This is a genomic window from Flavobacterium aquidurense, from assembly GCF_002217195.1.
In the GTDB taxonomy this organism is placed as follows: domain Bacteria; phylum Bacteroidota; class Bacteroidia; order Flavobacteriales; family Flavobacteriaceae; genus Flavobacterium; species Flavobacterium frigidimaris.
In genome coordinates this window covers 1-15,863 of record NZ_MUGR01000009.1, presented here as the reverse complement: position 1 = coordinate 15,863, position 15,863 = coordinate 1, and the positions used below count along the sequence as shown (strand labels likewise).

Annotated in this window: 19 protein-coding genes; 15 read left to right on the top strand and 4 right to left on the bottom strand. The window is 34.8% G+C overall.

Going from position 1 to position 15,863, the window contains the following annotated elements; genetic code table 11:
• Positions 1 to 22: 22 nt before the first annotated feature.
• Together B0A67_RS05585 and B0A67_RS05580 are read left to right on the top strand one after the other, a co-directional pair.
• On the top strand, positions 23 to 679 hold the full coding sequence (locus B0A67_RS05585; protein WP_072962040.1) for a DUF6766 family protein: 657 nt from the start codon (positions 23 to 25) through the stop codon (positions 677 to 679).
• Between the two features lie 28 nt (positions 680 to 707).
• On the top strand, positions 708 to 1,196 hold the full coding sequence (locus tag B0A67_RS05580; RefSeq protein ID WP_072962037.1) for a CinA family protein: 489 nt from the start codon (positions 708 to 710) through the stop codon (positions 1,194 to 1,196).
• A gap of 43 nt (positions 1,197 to 1,239) precedes the next feature.
• On the opposite strand, the gene B0A67_RS05575 is transcribed toward B0A67_RS05580, so the two are convergent.
• On the bottom strand, positions 1,240 to 2,157 hold the full coding sequence (locus tag B0A67_RS05575; protein ID WP_072962374.1) for a DsbA family protein: 918 nt from the start codon (positions 2,155 to 2,157) through the stop codon (positions 1,240 to 1,242).
• Positions 2,158 to 2,323: 166 nt separating this feature from the next.
• Here B0A67_RS05575 and B0A67_RS05570 point away from each other — a divergent pair, with 166 nt between their 5' ends.
• The 10 genes from B0A67_RS05570 (at position 2,324) to B0A67_RS05525 (ending at position 7,647) form a co-directional block, all read left to right on the top strand.
• Positions 2,324 to 2,641, top strand: a complete 318-nt coding sequence (locus B0A67_RS05570) for a winged helix-turn-helix transcriptional regulator (protein WP_072962034.1) — start codon at positions 2,324 to 2,326, stop codon at positions 2,639 to 2,641.
• A 73-nt stretch (positions 2,642 to 2,714) separates the two neighbouring features.
• Complete coding sequence (locus tag B0A67_RS05565) at positions 2,715 to 3,404, top strand: hypothetical protein (RefSeq protein WP_084074580.1); 690 nt, start codon at positions 2,715 to 2,717, stop codon at positions 3,402 to 3,404.
• Positions 3,405 to 3,539: 135 nt separating this feature from the next.
• Positions 3,540 to 3,935: a hypothetical protein gene (locus B0A67_RS05560; protein WP_072962030.1), complete on the top strand. Its 396-nt coding sequence runs from the start codon at positions 3,540 to 3,542 to the stop codon at positions 3,933 to 3,935.
• Between the two features lie 83 nt (positions 3,936 to 4,018).
• Entirely contained in the window at positions 4,019 to 4,273 is a 255-nt protein-coding gene (locus B0A67_RS05555) for a hypothetical protein (RefSeq protein ID WP_072962026.1), read from the top strand.
• Between the two features lie 14 nt (positions 4,274 to 4,287).
• A complete protein-coding gene (locus B0A67_RS05550) occupies positions 4,288 to 4,875 on the top strand; it encodes a hypothetical protein (RefSeq protein WP_072962022.1) in 588 nt (195 codons plus the stop codon).
• A 17-nt stretch (positions 4,876 to 4,892) separates the two neighbouring features.
• Entirely contained in the window at positions 4,893 to 5,408 is a 516-nt protein-coding gene (locus tag B0A67_RS05545) for a hypothetical protein (protein ID WP_072962019.1), read from the top strand.
• A 52-nt stretch (positions 5,409 to 5,460) separates the two neighbouring features.
• Positions 5,461 to 5,775: an aminoacyl-tRNA hydrolase gene (locus B0A67_RS05540; RefSeq protein WP_072962015.1), complete on the top strand. Its 315-nt coding sequence runs from the start codon at positions 5,461 to 5,463 to the stop codon at positions 5,773 to 5,775.
• Between the two features lie 2 nt (positions 5,776 to 5,777).
• Complete coding sequence (locus B0A67_RS05535) at positions 5,778 to 6,428, top strand: Imm19 family immunity protein (protein WP_072962011.1); 651 nt, start codon at positions 5,778 to 5,780, stop codon at positions 6,426 to 6,428.
• Between the two features lie 121 nt (positions 6,429 to 6,549).
• Positions 6,550 to 7,029: a TlpA family protein disulfide reductase gene (locus B0A67_RS05530; protein ID WP_072962008.1), complete on the top strand. Its 480-nt coding sequence runs from the start codon at positions 6,550 to 6,552 to the stop codon at positions 7,027 to 7,029.
• Between the two features lie 3 nt (positions 7,030 to 7,032).
• Positions 7,033 to 7,647, top strand: coding sequence for a thioredoxin family protein (locus B0A67_RS05525; protein WP_072962005.1), 615 nt, complete (start codon positions 7,033 to 7,035; stop codon positions 7,645 to 7,647).
• A gap of 54 nt (positions 7,648 to 7,701) precedes the next feature.
• Here B0A67_RS05525 and B0A67_RS05520 read toward each other — a convergent pair whose 3' ends face one another.
• From B0A67_RS05520 to B0A67_RS05510, 3 genes are read right to left on the bottom strand one after another with little or no spacing between them, the layout of a single operon-like run.
• On the bottom strand, positions 7,702 to 7,995 hold the full coding sequence (locus B0A67_RS05520; protein WP_072962003.1) for a DUF3861 domain-containing protein: 294 nt from the start codon (positions 7,993 to 7,995) through the stop codon (positions 7,702 to 7,704).
• Positions 7,996 to 8,012: 17 nt separating this feature from the next.
• Positions 8,013 to 8,744, bottom strand: coding sequence for a LytR/AlgR family response regulator transcription factor (locus B0A67_RS05515; protein ID WP_072962001.1), 732 nt, complete (start codon positions 8,742 to 8,744; stop codon positions 8,013 to 8,015).
• Complete coding sequence (locus tag B0A67_RS05510; protein ID WP_072961998.1) at positions 8,741 to 9,790, bottom strand: sensor histidine kinase; 1,050 nt, start codon at positions 9,788 to 9,790, stop codon at positions 8,741 to 8,743. The genes B0A67_RS05515 and B0A67_RS05510 overlap by 4 nt, the downstream gene beginning before the upstream one ends.
• Before the next feature lie 264 nt (positions 9,791 to 10,054).
• Here B0A67_RS05510 and B0A67_RS05505 point away from each other — a divergent pair, with 264 nt between their 5' ends.
• Genes B0A67_RS05505 through B0A67_RS05495 form a run of 3 tightly spaced genes read left to right on the top strand, consistent with a single transcriptional unit; the run spans position 10,055 to position 15,814 of the window.
• A complete protein-coding gene (locus B0A67_RS05505) occupies positions 10,055 to 11,215 on the top strand; it encodes an efflux RND transporter periplasmic adaptor subunit (RefSeq protein WP_072961995.1) in 1,161 nt (386 codons plus the stop codon).
• Between the two features lie 6 nt (positions 11,216 to 11,221).
• Positions 11,222 to 14,389 carry an efflux RND transporter permease subunit gene (locus tag B0A67_RS05500; protein WP_072961992.1) on the top strand — a complete coding sequence of 1,056 codons (3,168 nt, stop codon included), beginning with the start codon at positions 11,222 to 11,224 and terminating at the stop codon, positions 14,387 to 14,389.
• Between the two features lie 18 nt (positions 14,390 to 14,407).
• Entirely contained in the window at positions 14,408 to 15,814 is a 1,407-nt protein-coding gene (locus B0A67_RS05495) for an efflux transporter outer membrane subunit (RefSeq protein WP_072961989.1), read from the top strand.
• Positions 15,815 to 15,863: the final 49 nt, after the last annotated feature.

Here is a 15,863-nt window from a genome sequence, read left to right as displayed (position 1 = left end):
GTAATTTCTAACCACCAAGAAAATGAAAAAGTTTTTCTACCATAACAGTTTATCCATTGTGTTTCTGTTGCTTTTTATCGCGGCTTTTTTCGGTCAGATAATTTTTGGTATAGAAGAATATAACAAAGAGCTTATAGAAAATGGCGGACATGCCGTTACGATGAGTAATTATCTTACGACCGGACATTTTATTGAAGCGACTTTTGAGAATTGGGAAAGTGAGTTTCTGCAAATGGGTTTATTAGTATGGCTGACTATTTTTCTCAAACAAAAAGGATCCTCAGAATCCAAAGGTTTTGATGGAGAACAAGAAGTTGACCGAGAACCTTCTGCACAGCGAAAAGACGCACCCTGGCCCGTTAGAAAAGGAGGAACTTGGTTATGGCTTTATAAAAATTCACTCACAGTAAGTTTATTCCTGTTGTTTTTTGTTTCTTTTTTTCTTCATTTTTATGGAAGTTTTAAAGATGAAAATACAGCGAACGTGTTAAAAGGAAATCCTCCACTCTCTTTAATGAACTATTTAGGAGAATCACGCTTTTGGTTTGAATCCTTTCAAAACTGGCAAAGTGAGTTTCTTTCGGTTTTTGCGATCATCGTGTTGTCTGTTTTTTTACGGCAAAAAGGTTCTTCGCAATCGAAACCCGTAGATGCGCCGCACTATCAAACGGGAGAATAAAGTAAGGTTTAATATAATACGAAATACTATGGCTTCAGAAAAGGTTATTGCCTGCTGTCAGGCTTTAATAAAGAAGAACTGGACGATTACTTTTGTGGAAAGTGCTTCGGCAGGAAAACTGAATTATGAGTTTTCGACAGTTTTTGATTCAGGAAAGATCCTGATAGGAGGAATGGTTTGTTATCACGCCTCAATGAAAGAAGATTTACTCCTGATTCCCCATGGAGCAATTAAAAAAAATACTGCAGAGTCTCCAGTAGTCACCAGGTTAATGGCACAGAATTTTCATCGTTATGTGTTATCTGATCTTTGCGTTGCCTTAACCGGACTAACAACGCCCGGAGGAAGCGAAACACCCAAAAAACCTGTGGGAACTATATTTGTTCACATCATTTTTCCGGATAAAGAAATCGCCGGACATTTTACTTTTAGCGGTAAACCTGCCAGTATTGTAGATCAGGCTGTCGATGCAGTAGCAGAGATGATTCTCGATGAGATTCAGAAGTCTGCGTTATAATCAAAAGCCGCAAAGAAATATCTTTACGACTTTTAATTTTAGCTTATTTTCTACTATAAAGAGAACCGTTTTTAATCGACTTTTTATCTAATTTTCCCTGTTCGAATAATTTTTCTAAAATAGCTGATGCTTCAGCATATGATGTATCCAGAATAACAGCATATTCCTTGGGTGCTAAAGTGGGATAAATTTCAAAAAGTGATAACGGATTTTCATTTATAAAATGCTTCTTTTTTGCTTCAGGGTATAAAGCCAATAAAGCGTTTTCATAAGAAACATAAGGTTTAGAACCATAAAGAGTTAGCTGATTATTACTTCCATCAGAAAAAAACAGAGTAGGAAATCCTCTTACGCCAAGTGTTTTCGCATAATTCAGATCATCTTTAAAAAGATTTTCAGCATTGTCGTCGTAATCCGTTTTTAATTGATTTACATCCAACCCACTAAGTTGAGCAGCTTGGGCAATGTTCTTCCATTTTGCGATATTTTTCTTTTCGAGATACAATTTCTCACGAAGGATCCGCATAAATTTTACCGCTTTATCCTTATCCTGAATTTGTGCTGCTTTTACCGCAATACAAGACGGATAAGAAGAATCCATAGGATCTTCAAGCCATACATTTCCGTCGATAGGCATTTGGTAATGTAAACTTGCTTCATCCCAATGATGTGCTACATCTGCCGGTTTGCTTATTCCACCACTGTTGTAAGACCAATCAGGCAGTAAACCGCCCATTCTGTAATCAATATCGATATAGGCGCCATATTCTAGTTTTAGCTTTCGCAATTGCGGTTCAATTCCCCAGCACGAAGAACAAATAGGATCTGTATAATAGACTATTTTTACCGGTTTATTTTCTGTTGTTATACTACCATTTTCATTTAATCCTTCCACAGCTGGCATTTCGCATGTTCCGGTTACCGGATCGCACAATAACGGATTAGTTTTGTTTTGGTTCATTTTTGAAGTTATTTGCGATTGACAGTTTAAGCTATAAATCAGAATTAATAATAGGTAGAACCTTTTCATAAATAATACTTTTAAATTTACGCTTCGGTTTTTTAATTTCATAATTTTACTGCAAAGTTCGCTCATCTTTAATCATAAGTCAATTAGTCTAAAAAATATGACTACAGAAAATAAATCAGTAAAAGAAAATAAATGTCCTGCAGAGGGACTTCTAAAATTGCTGTCAGGAAAATGGAAACCGCAGATTTTTTTAATGGCTGTTAATGGTCCTTTGCGTTTCAATTCACTTTTAAGAGACATCAAAGGAGCTAACAAACAATCTGTCGCAGTAGCACTTCGCGAACTCGAAGATTTTGGGATCTTAGATAAAAACATCATTAAACAGAAACCTCTTCATATCGAATATACGCTATCTGAAAAAGGAAAATCTTTGATTCCGGTTTTCAGGCAGTTGGAGTTTTTCTGTGAGAAATAAATCATTGATCGCGTAGTTACAGACTCCATACATCTTCAAGTGACCATTATCAACTTATCAAACATAAATTTTAATGAATAATATTCAAAAAATCAAACACATTTATAATCTTTCAGAATATGAAAATTTTGGATTTTCAGAAAGTGAAGTTTTAGTACTAGAAAAGAAATTAGATATCGTGCTTCCTGTAAAACTTAAAGAATATTATCTTGAATTAGGGAAACATGAAAATCTTAATTATTCGCACAACAGACTTTTGAAACCTGATCACGAGATTGGATTTTCAGATGATCAATATTTAGTTTTTTATGAAGAAAATCAGGTTGTGGCATTTTGGGGAATCAGAAAAGAAGATTTAAAATTAGATAATCCGCCAATTTGGGTAAAGTATGACACTATTGAAAAACCAGACTGGATGATTGAAACCAAAACAACTGAAAATTTCTTTTTACTAATGGCTGTTTATAACGGAACTTTAGGTGGCTTACCGTATAACGGAAATTTTTTGGGTTTAGTTGATTCTCAGACGGTCGATTTTGTCGAAGATAATTTTACTTTACTACCAGAGATTAGCAGAAAAAATCAAAAAGTTTATACAGATGATTTTTATGATCTTATCAGTCTGTCTTTTGATAAAGAGAATAATTGTGTCGCAGTTTTTATAGGAACAAATGATCCCGATCGTTTTGATGATCTGATAGACAGTCTAGATATTGATTGGTCTTACCTTTCATACGATGATGAGGAGGGATACGACGATTAATAAAAGTTTAAAATGATTAATTAATACATACAATTGCATGTTGCATGTTAGATAATTCAAGTAACTTAAATTATTTTTGTAAGAAATAAATACGACCCAATAATAAATCTTAAACTCTAACATATCTTAGAAAATATGAAAAAGCTACTTTTAATTTTGCTGTTGCTATTGCAAATTCCCATGACTGGAAGTAACCAAAGTGAAGATCCATCATCTAAAAAAATCATTGGAACTTGGTATGTTGACGCAAACCGAAGTACAAAGTGGGTATTTAGTCAGGATGGAAGAGTTTACAATTATGTCAACGATGTTTTTAAAGTAATGTATCGATATACGATTTCACATAGCTGTCAGAATAATTCAGATGATACTATTGAATATATCACCTTAACGGACAGAGAAGGAAACGAATTTTGTTTCAGAATAAATGGAATAAACGTGAATAAGAATGGAATTCTATCCCTGACTAAAATGGATAATATGGAGATACTCAAATTTGTTAATAATTTAAATATAATGGCAGAAAACTAACCTTTCCAGGAAAACAGCCATTATAAATTTTGAGATTGCACGGAGTCATCTTTACGGGGAGAATTGTAAAAGTTAACAGATGTATGACAGACAATGAATTTTTAAAAAACATACGCGAAGAAATTGAGCAGGGACAAGGCTTTTCAAAAAAAGTTCAAATTTTTTTAATATTCTATAAAAATTCAGGAGGGCAACAAGAAACTGCAAAAAGATTAGTTGAGGATTTGGCTGAGAAGCTTTCAGAGAATGAAAACCTGCAGAATAAGGCGTATGACGTGTTAGATATCATTACAGGTTGGTGCAGTCCTGATATGAGAGTTTGGGATGATTCAAAATAATATAAAAAGGCAAGATGTTATTATATAAATTCGACGAAGTATTAAATGATTTAATGGATTATTTTATTTTAGGTGATCCTGATTATTTATTGCAATATAAAATTGAATATGATTTACCTGATGATTTATTAACGGAGTTCACCACTGAGCAAACCGGTGATCAGGTTGTAGAACAAGGAGTAATTGTACCGATGATAGGAATCGAAAATCATCCGTATACCATCTACTTCAATCTTTCGGTTGAAACTCCGGAGCTTCTAAAACCGGAAAACCAGCTTCAGCATCAGCGCGGCGGATATTGCCTAAAAGTAGTCAACGGACGAATTTATCTTTACACAATCCCTTATCTAAGAAATTTTACAGAAGCTACAGTCGAAGCATTAAAGAAATTCAAAAATGCGACGATCGAATTGCCAAATGGCTGGTATACCGTTTCTGTTTTAGCCGGATTAACCAAGCAGCTAACGGAAATAGAAACGGTTTCTGGTGAAATGAAAGAATTTGAAAGTATGGAACCTACTTTTGAATTTGTATTGAAATCTTCTGTAGAAAAACCAGATTATACGGCAGACTTTACTTATCCGTTTAAAGTTGAAGTGTAATTTATAAAGTAGAAGAAGTGGAATTACGAAAAGAAATAGAACCTCAATTTGACGTTGCAGAAAATCGTTATCCCCGAGTATTAAAATTAATTTTGGATTATACAGATTACTGCGACCAAAATGGAGATCAAGAGAATATAGCATATAAAAAGCTCGAAGAAAGACTGCATTTAATGACGGGTAAAGATATGTCAAAATTTAATTTGTGGGAATGGTGGGAAGAAGACGGTGTTGAGAATCTGGCGTTCGATATTTCCTTACCAGAGCCGGAAAAAGTAAAAATGATCACAAGAGAAGAAGTTTATGAAATAGTAAGAAGATTAAAAACTTTCGAAGAACCGGATCAAAAAAGTGCATCAGATTTTTTTAGAACGTTTTATAATAATACGGTTTACGGAAATAGATATTTTATGAAATTCCTCGAGATTAATTGTAATACATTCAGGCTTAATTTATTTCAAAGAAACAAAGATAAAAACGGAAACTATTTTGAGTATTCGATTGATGAGCTTGTTGCCATTTTAGTAGCATAATGCTGGTTCTCAATCGTAAAAGAGTAAGGGATAAACCCTAAAAAAGAATAATATGAAAATGTATATTTTAATGAAACAGGATGTTCCTGATAAATTTGTTCCTGTAATAGCTGCACATGCTTCTCTGGCCTGTTTTAGAAAATTCGAACATAATGAAAATATGCAGACGTGGATCAACGGAATATTTAAAAAAGTAGTTTGCGTTGTTTCTGAAACAGAATTTAAAAATGCGCAAAAAGAATCAGATAATATTGTATTGACTGAATCGGCTTTGGATAATAAGGAAGTTTGTTTGGCATTTGTACCCAGAGAAGAGTACCCAAAAATGTTCAAGTTCTTTAGAATGTGGACTCCACAACACAATTAGGAATGAATAATGAAATAACTATAGCAGAAATCAGAGGAAATACCTTTTTCTGGAAGTTTTATTTGTGCTGGTTCAGAGGTTTTGATGATAAAGAAGAAATTAATATTGATGAAGCAGTTGAAGTTATACAAACCAATGAAACAGATTTTTATAATTGGGAGCGTATATTTTTTAATTATGAATCAATAGAAGAAAATCCAAGATATATTTCGGGTAATCTGGCAGATGATCTAAATTTTGCTGTTGAATTTCAGGAATACGAAATCAATTTTTTTCTGAATGATATTTATATTGGTAATTTGGGAGGTCATTTTGAAGCATGGTTTTTAACCTTGGATGAATTGCTGGCTTTTGAAAAAGACCCCGTTTTCTTCTTGCTTCTTTTACCAATGACAGAAATACACGAAAATCAAAAATCAGTTTTAAAGCCAGTAATTACACAACATCTGAAATCTATTTCTGAATTTGACTTGCATTGTGAATATATTGCCAATTGTGTTTTAAATGGCTTAATTATGGGGTCTCCATTTCAGGAAACAGCCGGAATTGGCATAACAAATAATGAAAATCATAGCGTAAGGAATATAATAAAATACCCGCGTTATCAGCAAGATGTAAAGGAGTTAAATAGCATTCTTCGGTCTCTAAAATGATGGCCTTTACGACTTGGTGATTTGAAAACCAATTTATTAAGCATTAAACTTTTATTAACAAAAACTAAATCGGCATTAGCTTATATTTGTAAGGCAAATTTAAATTTAAGCACATACAAGTATGAAAATCAACGCCTTTAAAATTTCTATTTTTCTTTTATTCGCTATTTCCATAAGTGGTTACAGTCAAAAGGTCAAATTGCTTACGATCGATGAGTTGAACGAAAGAATCAAAAACGGACAAGACAGTACTTATGTAGTGAATTTCTGGGCAACATGGTGTGCACCTTGCATTAAAGAGTTGCCTCATTTTGAAAAGCTAAATACAGAGTTCAAATCAGAAAAACTTGCTGTTTTGTTAGTAAGTGTTGATTTTAAATCAAAATTAAATTCCGCTGTCATTCCTTTCGTAAAAAGAAAAAACATGAAAAGTGAAGTTTTTTTACTGAACGAAAGTGATCCCCAAAAATATATTGACCGAATCGACAAATCCTGGTCAGGCAGTATTCCGGCAACACTTTTCATCAAAGGAGATAAAAGAAAGTTTATCGAGTCTGAATTTACTTACGAACAATTATTAACTGAATATAAAAAACTATAAATTATGCAAAAGTTCATTACAACAGTCACGGTACTAGTATTTAGTATCTTATTTGCTCAGGCACAAACGGCCACACTAAAAGCGGGTCAGACAGCACCGGATTTCAAACTAAAAAACGTTGATGGCAAAGAAGTCTCTTTTGCAAGTTATCCAAAAGCCAAAGGTTTTATTGTGGTTTTTACTTGTAATACCTGTCCTTATGCAGTGGCTTACGAACAAAGAATAATAGATCTGGATAAAAAATTCAAACCACAAGGATATCCGGTAATTGCTATAAATCCAAATGATCCTGAAGCTTCCAAAGCGGATTCTTTTGACAAAATGCAAAAATTAGCAAAAGATAAAAAATACCCTTTCCCTTATTTATTTGATCAGGGACAAGTAGTTACAGATCAATATGGAGCAAAACATACACCACATCTTTATATTGTTTCTAAAACAGCCAAAGGAAATATAGTAGAATATGTAGGAGCAATTGATAATGATCCGGAAGGAACTAAAACAGAGAAAACGAAATATGCTGAAGATGTGATTACAGCATTAAAAAGCAATCAAAAACCTGCTATTACTGAAACCAAAGAAATTGGTTGTACAGTAAAAAGAAAGGCGAAAGCGTAGTTTGTATTTCTTTTTGAATATAAAAAATGCCTCAGAGATGAGGCATTTTTTATATTATAAACTTTTCAGTTTCTTCATGAAGACAGGAAACACTTCATTCAATTCATCAAAGAGCGGATTTTTACGATGCTTAAGTTTTATTTCACTAAATAATTTTAAGCCAAGCGCAAATTGAGCGGCTTCATTTGGATCCTGAAAAATATTTTTGTCTTTTATTTTTTCTATTATGCTAAAAATTTCGTCGTGATTGTCGAATTGCATTCCAAGTTCTTTTGCAGGAGCTGTTTCGCCGTTTGCATATTCTTTCAGACTAAGTGTCAGATAATATTTGTTTGATCTTTTTTCCATTTTGCTTTATGTTATAATTATTTCAACCATTTTTCAACAATGGTTTTAAAGGTCTCTTTATACTGTTCACCAACAGTTATTTCGGTTTTATTAACGAATATGGAGTTTTTACTAATCGAATTTATTTTTTCTAATGAAACAATAAAGGAACGGTTGATTCTCATAAATTTTGATGCCGGTAATTTTTCTTCCAGCGCTTTAAGAGAGATAAGGGACATGACTGATTTTTGGGAATCTTCGAGATGAACCTTTACATAATCCTTTAAACTTTCTATGTATAAAATGTCTTTCAGAGAAATTCTGACCCATTGGTATTCTACTTTTAAAAATATAAATTCATCGTCTGCCGCTATCGACTGAAAATGATTTGAGGCTTCCTCAGACAATTGTAATACTTTGTTGGCAGCACGTAAAAACTCTTCGTAGCTAAAAGGTTTTAAAAGATAATCGACAGCATTTACTTTATAACCTTCGATTGCATAATGATTATAGGCCGTTGTAAAAATAATTTTTGGTAATGGTCCGGGCTGTTCCTGCAAAAGCCTTGCCAGTTCCATACCGGTTAAGTTAGGCATGTTGATGTCTAAAAAAACGATGTCTGGCTGCTGCTCGCGGATCAGAGTCATAGCTTCAACAGCATTATCGCAACTGCAAGCCAATTGCAAAAAAGGTGTCTGTTCTATAAAAGTTTCCACAAGTCTCAACGCGAGAGGTTCATCATCTACTGCTATGCATTTTAATACAATCATTGTTCTAAAGTTATTTGCAGATTTACTCTGTATTTGCCATTTTGATCCACGCCACATGTCAAAATATGTTTGTGTGGGTAGATTAAATGCAGTCTGCGTTTTGTATTTGTTAATCCAATTCCCCCGTGATCCGTTATTGAAGTTTTTTCAAAAAATGTATTTTCGACCTCAAATTCAAGGTGGGTTCCGTTTTGTCTCAGCTTAATATGTATTTCACTTTTATCTGTGGCATGTACACCGTGTTTAAAAGCATTTTCTACTAAAGGTAACAACAACATGGGAACAATTGGGTAATCAATTATTTTTTCCGGAATATCTGTCGTTATCGTCAATTTACTATTGGCACGCAGTTTCATCAAAGCTATAAAATCTTTCATAAAATCGGCTTCTTTCAGTAAAGTAGTTCTTTCGCCTTCGGTACTGTAAAGCAAATATCGCATCATACGGCTTAAGGTATGAAGCGCCTTACGTGAATCTTCGACATTGGTATAGGTAAGGGAATAAATACTATTGAGGGAATTAAAGAAAAAGTGCGGATTGATTTGTGCCTTTAGCATGGCAAGTTCGGCCATTGTTTTATCCTGCTCCAGTTTTTGTTTGTGTTGCGCCGCTTTTTGCCAGTGGTGTAACATGGCCCAACTCGTACTGATACCCAAAACCAATAAAGTAAGCATGAAAACATAATTGTCGAAATAGGGATTTTTGTATTTTTTAAACCCTAAAACCAGACTGATTTTGGTATGAAGATCTGTTTGGGACGTATAGAAGTAAGCAATCAGCTGCATAACAAAGATCATAAAGAACTCCCAAAGTAAAAAAGGAGATGTATTATCTTTTATAATGGTTCTGGGAACGATGATTTTGGCATTAGAATAAAATATAATAATAAGCAAAACCAGTACAATGATCTGCCAAATCCAAAAAACTGTGGGAAGCACTACATTCCATGTTATCGGAATATAGAATAACATTATAAAGCCCAATAAAAGCCAGGCAAGAATATGTAATCCGGTGAAAATGTAAGGTTTAAAAAAGTTTGGTGACATTATATTTTTTGATTTTATGACAATATTACATTATATTTATAAAAGATATAAAAGCAATCGCCCAAAATAGAATGAGAACCTTTAAAAACCATTTTAGAGCCGACGAGCCTGTTTTAAAATGCAGAGATATTTATAAATAAAGTTCTATCGGTTCTCATGTGATATCCATCGATTGTTTTTTGCCTTCTGTCTATTGTAAATTTTTTGTTTGTAATATTTTAGTTCTTTTGTTCGATATAAATTGATAATTACACATTTTTCACAATGAATAAGCAATCCTTTTTAAGCATTCTCGCAGCATCTATTATCATCGCATCGTGCGGTAATAAAAATGACAAATCAGCTCAGGCTGGAGGTGCACCACAAGTTAAAGAGTACAAAACGTTGACTTTACAGCCAAAATCAGCAACATTATATTCAGACTATCCTGCGAGTATTCAGGGACAGCAAAATATAGAAATTCGTCCAAGAGTCGAAGGATATATTGATAAAATCTATGTTGATGAAGGAGCAGTTGTAAAAGTGGGGCAGCCATTATTTAAAATCAGCGCGCCGGAATACGAACAACAAGTTCGTACAGCCACAGCAAGTATAAAAAGTGCTCAGGCAGACTTAAGTTCAGCAAAATTAGCTGTAAATAAAGTAAAGCCACTTGTAGAAAAAGGAATTATTAGTAAATATGATCTTGAATCTGCACAATATACTTATGAATCAGCTTTGGCTACATTAGCACAAGCAAATGCAGCTTTAGTAAATGCCAAAGTCAATTTAGGATATACTACAGTAACAAGTCCAGTTAATGGTGTTGTAGGTTCAATTCCGTTTCGTTTAGGAAGTTTGGTAAGCTCTAATACAGCAGATCCGTTGACTACTGTTTCGAGTATCGGAAATGTTTTTGCTTATTTTGCTATGAATGAAAAAGCGCTTCTAAGTTTTACTAAAAGTGCTGCCGGAACTACGCTGGAGCAAAAAATCAAACAATTACCGGAAGTTCTACTTGTCCTTTCAGACGGATCAACTTATTCTGAAAAAGGACGCATTGAAACCGTAAATGGATTAATCAATACAGAAACCGGTTCTGTTAACATCAGAGCGCGTTTCCCAAATCCAAAAGGAATTATCAGAAGCGGAAGCAGCACAATTGTAAGAATCCCTAATGAAGTTAAAGATGCAATATTAGTTCCTCAGAGCGCTACATTCGAACTTCAGGATAAAGTATTTGCCGTTACAGTAGGAAAAGATGGTAAGACTAAAAATGTAGCCATTACTAAACTTGAAAACCCTGCAGGAAACTATTATGTAGTAACAGAAGGTTTAAAAGCTGGAGATCAAATTGTATTAGAGGGAGTAGCTGCGTTGAAAGACGGAAGTGAAATTAAAGCTCATAATGAAAGTGCAGAAACAGTATATGCCGACTTAAAATAAGAAAAAATGTTTAAAATATTCATACAAAGACCAGTACTTTCGACCGTAATATCTGTTATTATTGTCATTCTGGGTATCTTAGGCCTCGTTGAGCTGCCTATTTCTCAATATCCTGATATTGCACCGCCAACAGTAAACGTTTCTGCAAGTTATACCGGTGCCAATGCAGATGTGGTTTTAAAAAGTATCGTAATTCCGCTTGAAGAGCAGATTAATGGTGTAGAGAACATGACTTACATGACTTCTACAGCGACAAATGATGGTAATGCGTCTATCAAAATCTTCTTTAAAGTTGGAACAAATCCTGATTTAGCAGCAGTAAACGTTCAGAACAGGGTATCGAGAGCGACCAGTTTATTACCTGTAGAGGTAACTCAGGCAGGGGTAACAGTAACAAAAAGCCAGAGTAGTAACTTGTTGATTTTCTCTTTATATAGTGATGGAAATGAGTACAGTCAAACTTTCCTTCAGAATTATGCTAAAATCAATCTTGTTCCCCAAATTCAGCGTGTAGTTGGAGTAGGAGATGTAACGGTTTTTGGTGCAAATGATTACTCGATGAGAATCTGGCTGAAACCAGATGTAATGCAGCAATATAAACTGATTCCGAGTGATGTTTCGGCTGCTTTGGCAGAACAAAATATCGAAGCTGCACCAGGTAAATTTGGTGAAAACGGAAATCAGGCTTTTCAATACGTAATTAAATACAAAGGGCGTTTAACAAGTGCTCAGGAATTTGGTGATATCGTAATAAAAGCTGTTGGAAACGGACAAATGTTACGATTAAAAGACGTTGCCAAAGTTGAGTTAGGATCATTAAGTTATGCGTCTACAACCAAAACAAATGGTATAGAGTCTACGGCTATGGCAATCAGCCAGACTCCGGGATCTAATGCACGTGATGTAATTATCAACTCAAAGAAGCTGATTGAAGAAGCTTCAAAGGATTTTCCAAAAGGAGTAAAATATACCACTCTTGTGGATGTTAACGAAAACTTAGATGCCTCGATAGAAAAAGTAATTCACACTTTGATTGAAGCTTTTATATTGGTATTTATCGTAGTATTTATTTTCCTTCAGGATTTTAGATCTACATTAATTCCAGCTATTGCAGTTCCCGTAGCGATTGTAGGAACATTTTTCTTCCTTAATTTATTTGGATTTACAATTAACTTACTAACGCTTTTTGCATTGGTTCTAGCCATTGGTATTGTGGTCGATGATGCCATTGTAGTGGTCGAGGCCGTGCACGCCAAACTGGATCACGGTTATAAATCGTCTAAAAAAGCGACAATTGATGCCATGGATGAAATTTCAGGAGCGATTATTTCGATCACACTTGTAATGTCAGCCGTATTTATTCCGGTGACTTTTATCACAGGATCAACTGGGGTTTTCTACAAACAGTTTGGTATTACATTAGCCGTAGCGATTATCCTGTCTGCAATTAATGCCCTTACTTTGAGTCCGGCATTATGTGCTTTGCTTTTAAAACCACATGCAGACGATCATAAACATAAAAGTTATTTACAAAGATTTTATACCGCCTTTAACGTTGCGTTTGATAATGTAACAGGTAAATACAAAAGATCAGTTCAGTTTCTTTCTGTAAAAAAATGGATTGTACTGGCATCTATTGTTATTGCCGGAGCAGCCTTATTTTACATGATGAAAACGACACCTTCAGCTTTCGTTCCTTCGGAAGATCAGGGTACTGTTTTTGCCAACATTAGTTTACCGCCGTCATCCTCTATGGAACGTTCTGATGTAATTGCCAAGAAAGTAGACAGTATTGCCAAAACTATTCCAGGTGTTAAAAATACGCTTCGTATCGTGGGGCAGAACTTTACAGCAGGAGCAGGAAGTGCTTACAGTATGGTTATTATAAAATTAGAAAGCTGGGAAAAACGTGATTTAAGCGTTAATGATGTAATTGGTCAGCTTTTTGCCAAAACAAGCGGTATTCGTGAAGCAAGTATTTTCTTCATATCGCCGCCAACAATTCAGGGATTTGGACAAAGTGGTGGATTCGAATTTCAATTGCAGGATAAAGGAGGTCATACAACGGCAGAATTCTTTAAAGTGAATACGGAATTTTTAGATAAGTTGTCTAAACGTCCTGAAATACAATATGCAACAACGCCATTTAATCCTGGTTTCCCTCAATATATGATGGAGGTTAATCTTGCAAAAGCCAAAGATGCGGGGGTTTCTATCAATACGATTTTGTCAACCATGCAAGGATATTATGGAGGATTGTATGCTTCGAATTTCAATAAATTCGGAAAACAATACCGTGTTATGATTCAGGCTTCTCCTGAATACCGTACTAATACAGAAGGACTAAACAAAATTTTTGTTAGAAATGCTGCAGGAACAATGGCGCCAATTACGGAGTTTGTAAAAATGACAAGAGTTTTTGGACCGGAATCTATTTCAAGGTTCAACCTTTTCTCTTCTATTGCGATAACAGGAGCGCCAAATCCAGGATTCAGTTCTGGAGATGCGATCAAAGCTATTCAGGAAGTTGCTGAACAAGAGTTGCCTGCAGGTTATGGTTATGAGTTCTCAGGTTTAACACGTGAGGAATTGGCTTCTGGAAGTGAAACTGTCTTTATCTTTATATTATGTCTTGTCTTTGTTTACTTCTTGTTGAGTGCACAATATGAGAGTTATATTTTGCCATTTGCAGTATTATTCTCTATTCCGTTTGGTTTGGCAGGAGCTTATCTGTTCTCGATCATTTTCAAATTAAACAGTAATATCTATTTACAGATTTCCTTAATCATGTTAATTGGATTGCTGGCGAAGAATGGTATTTTAATTGTTGAATTTGCCTTGGATAGAAGGCGTAAAGGGATGCCAATCGTACAATCTGCTATCGAAGGAGCTGTAGCGCGTTTGAGACCAATTTTAATGACCTCTTTTGCCTTTATTTTAGGACTTGTTCCTTTAATGTTTGCATCGGGAGCAGGAGCTGTAGGAAACAAATCTATTGGTACAGGAGCTGTTGGAGGTATGTTAATTGGAACAATTTTAGGAGTATTTGTTATTCCGGTATTGTTTATCATCTTCCAGAGTTTACAGGAAAGAATTAGTGGTCCGGCCAAAGATGGTTATGACGATGGAGATGATGACGAGGAAGTACAACTAATCGAGGCTCATAAAGAGTAATAATTTAATTAAGAAAAAATGACTCATAGTTCAAATAAATATATTCTTATGGTAGTTGCAGCCGCACTTTTGAGTGCGTGCTCGATTACCAAGAAATACGAACGTCCTTCGACAATTTCGACGGATAAGTTATATAGAGATCAGGCTTCTGCCGATTCTACTACGATTGCCAATATGCCTTGGCAGACTGTTTTTAAAGATCAAAAACTGAATGCTTTAATTCAAAAAGGATTAGATCAAAACCTGAATTTAAAAAATGCTATCGAAAATATCGTTCAGTCACGTGCGACTTTACGTCAGGCTAAATTAGGGTATTACCCAACTTTAGACTTTGATGCAAATGCAACGCGTAACAAACAATCTAAGGCAGCATTGAACTTTCCTCCTGGAATTAATATCAATACATTAACAACAACATATAAGTTGGGGTTAAGCACTTCATGGGAAGCTGATATTTGGGGAAAACTAAGCAGTACTAAAAGAGCAGCCCTTGCAACTTATCTTTCTACAGATGCTGCTAAACAAGCGGTTCAGACACAATTGATATCAGATATTGCCAACAATTACTTTTTATTGTTATCGTACGATAAACAATTAGAAATAACGAAATCGACCCTGGAAAGCCGTATCAAAAATGTTGAAGTGATCAAAGCTTTAAAAGAAGGAGCAATTGTTACAGGTGCATCTGTTGTGCAAAGTGAAGCCAACCAACATGCAGCAGAAGTTTTGATTCCGGATTTAAAAAGAAATATTCGTGAGACTGAAAATGCCATTAATATTTTGTTAGGACAGGCTTCAGGACCAATTGAAAGAGGTGCTTTAGGCGATCAGGTAATTCCTGAAAAATTAGCTATTGGTTTACCAGCTCAATTGTTAGAAAACCGTCCGGATGTTCGTCAGGCTGAATTCAATTTTAGAACGGCTTTTGAGACGACTAATTTGGCAAGGACTTATTTTTACCCAAGTTTAACCCTTACAGCAAGTGGTGGTTTATCGACCTTGCAATTAAAAAACTTCTTTGATCAGTCTATTTTTTATTCTGTAATAGGAGGATTGACTCAGCCAATTTTTAATCAGGGACTAAATAGAGAAAGATTAACAAATGCACAATCAAGGCAAGTTCAGGCTTTTAATACTTTTCAACAAAGTCTTTTAATTGCCGGACAGGAAGTTTCAAACGCTCTTTATGCTTATGAAATGGCAGTAGCCAAAGAAGATTCAAGAGAAAAACAAATCGAAGCTTTAGAGAAAGCTGTTGATTATACACAACAGCTTTTAGAGTATAGCTCTTCTACCAATTATACAGATGTACTAACATCAGAGCAAAACCTTTTGGCAGCTCAATTGAGCGGTGTTAATGACAATTTACAGAAATTACAAGCTGTAGTTGATTTATACCGCGCTTTAGGTGGCGGATGGAAATAATCACAGTGATTCTTAATTTATATATTTAGAAAGTAGCTGTCTCACAACT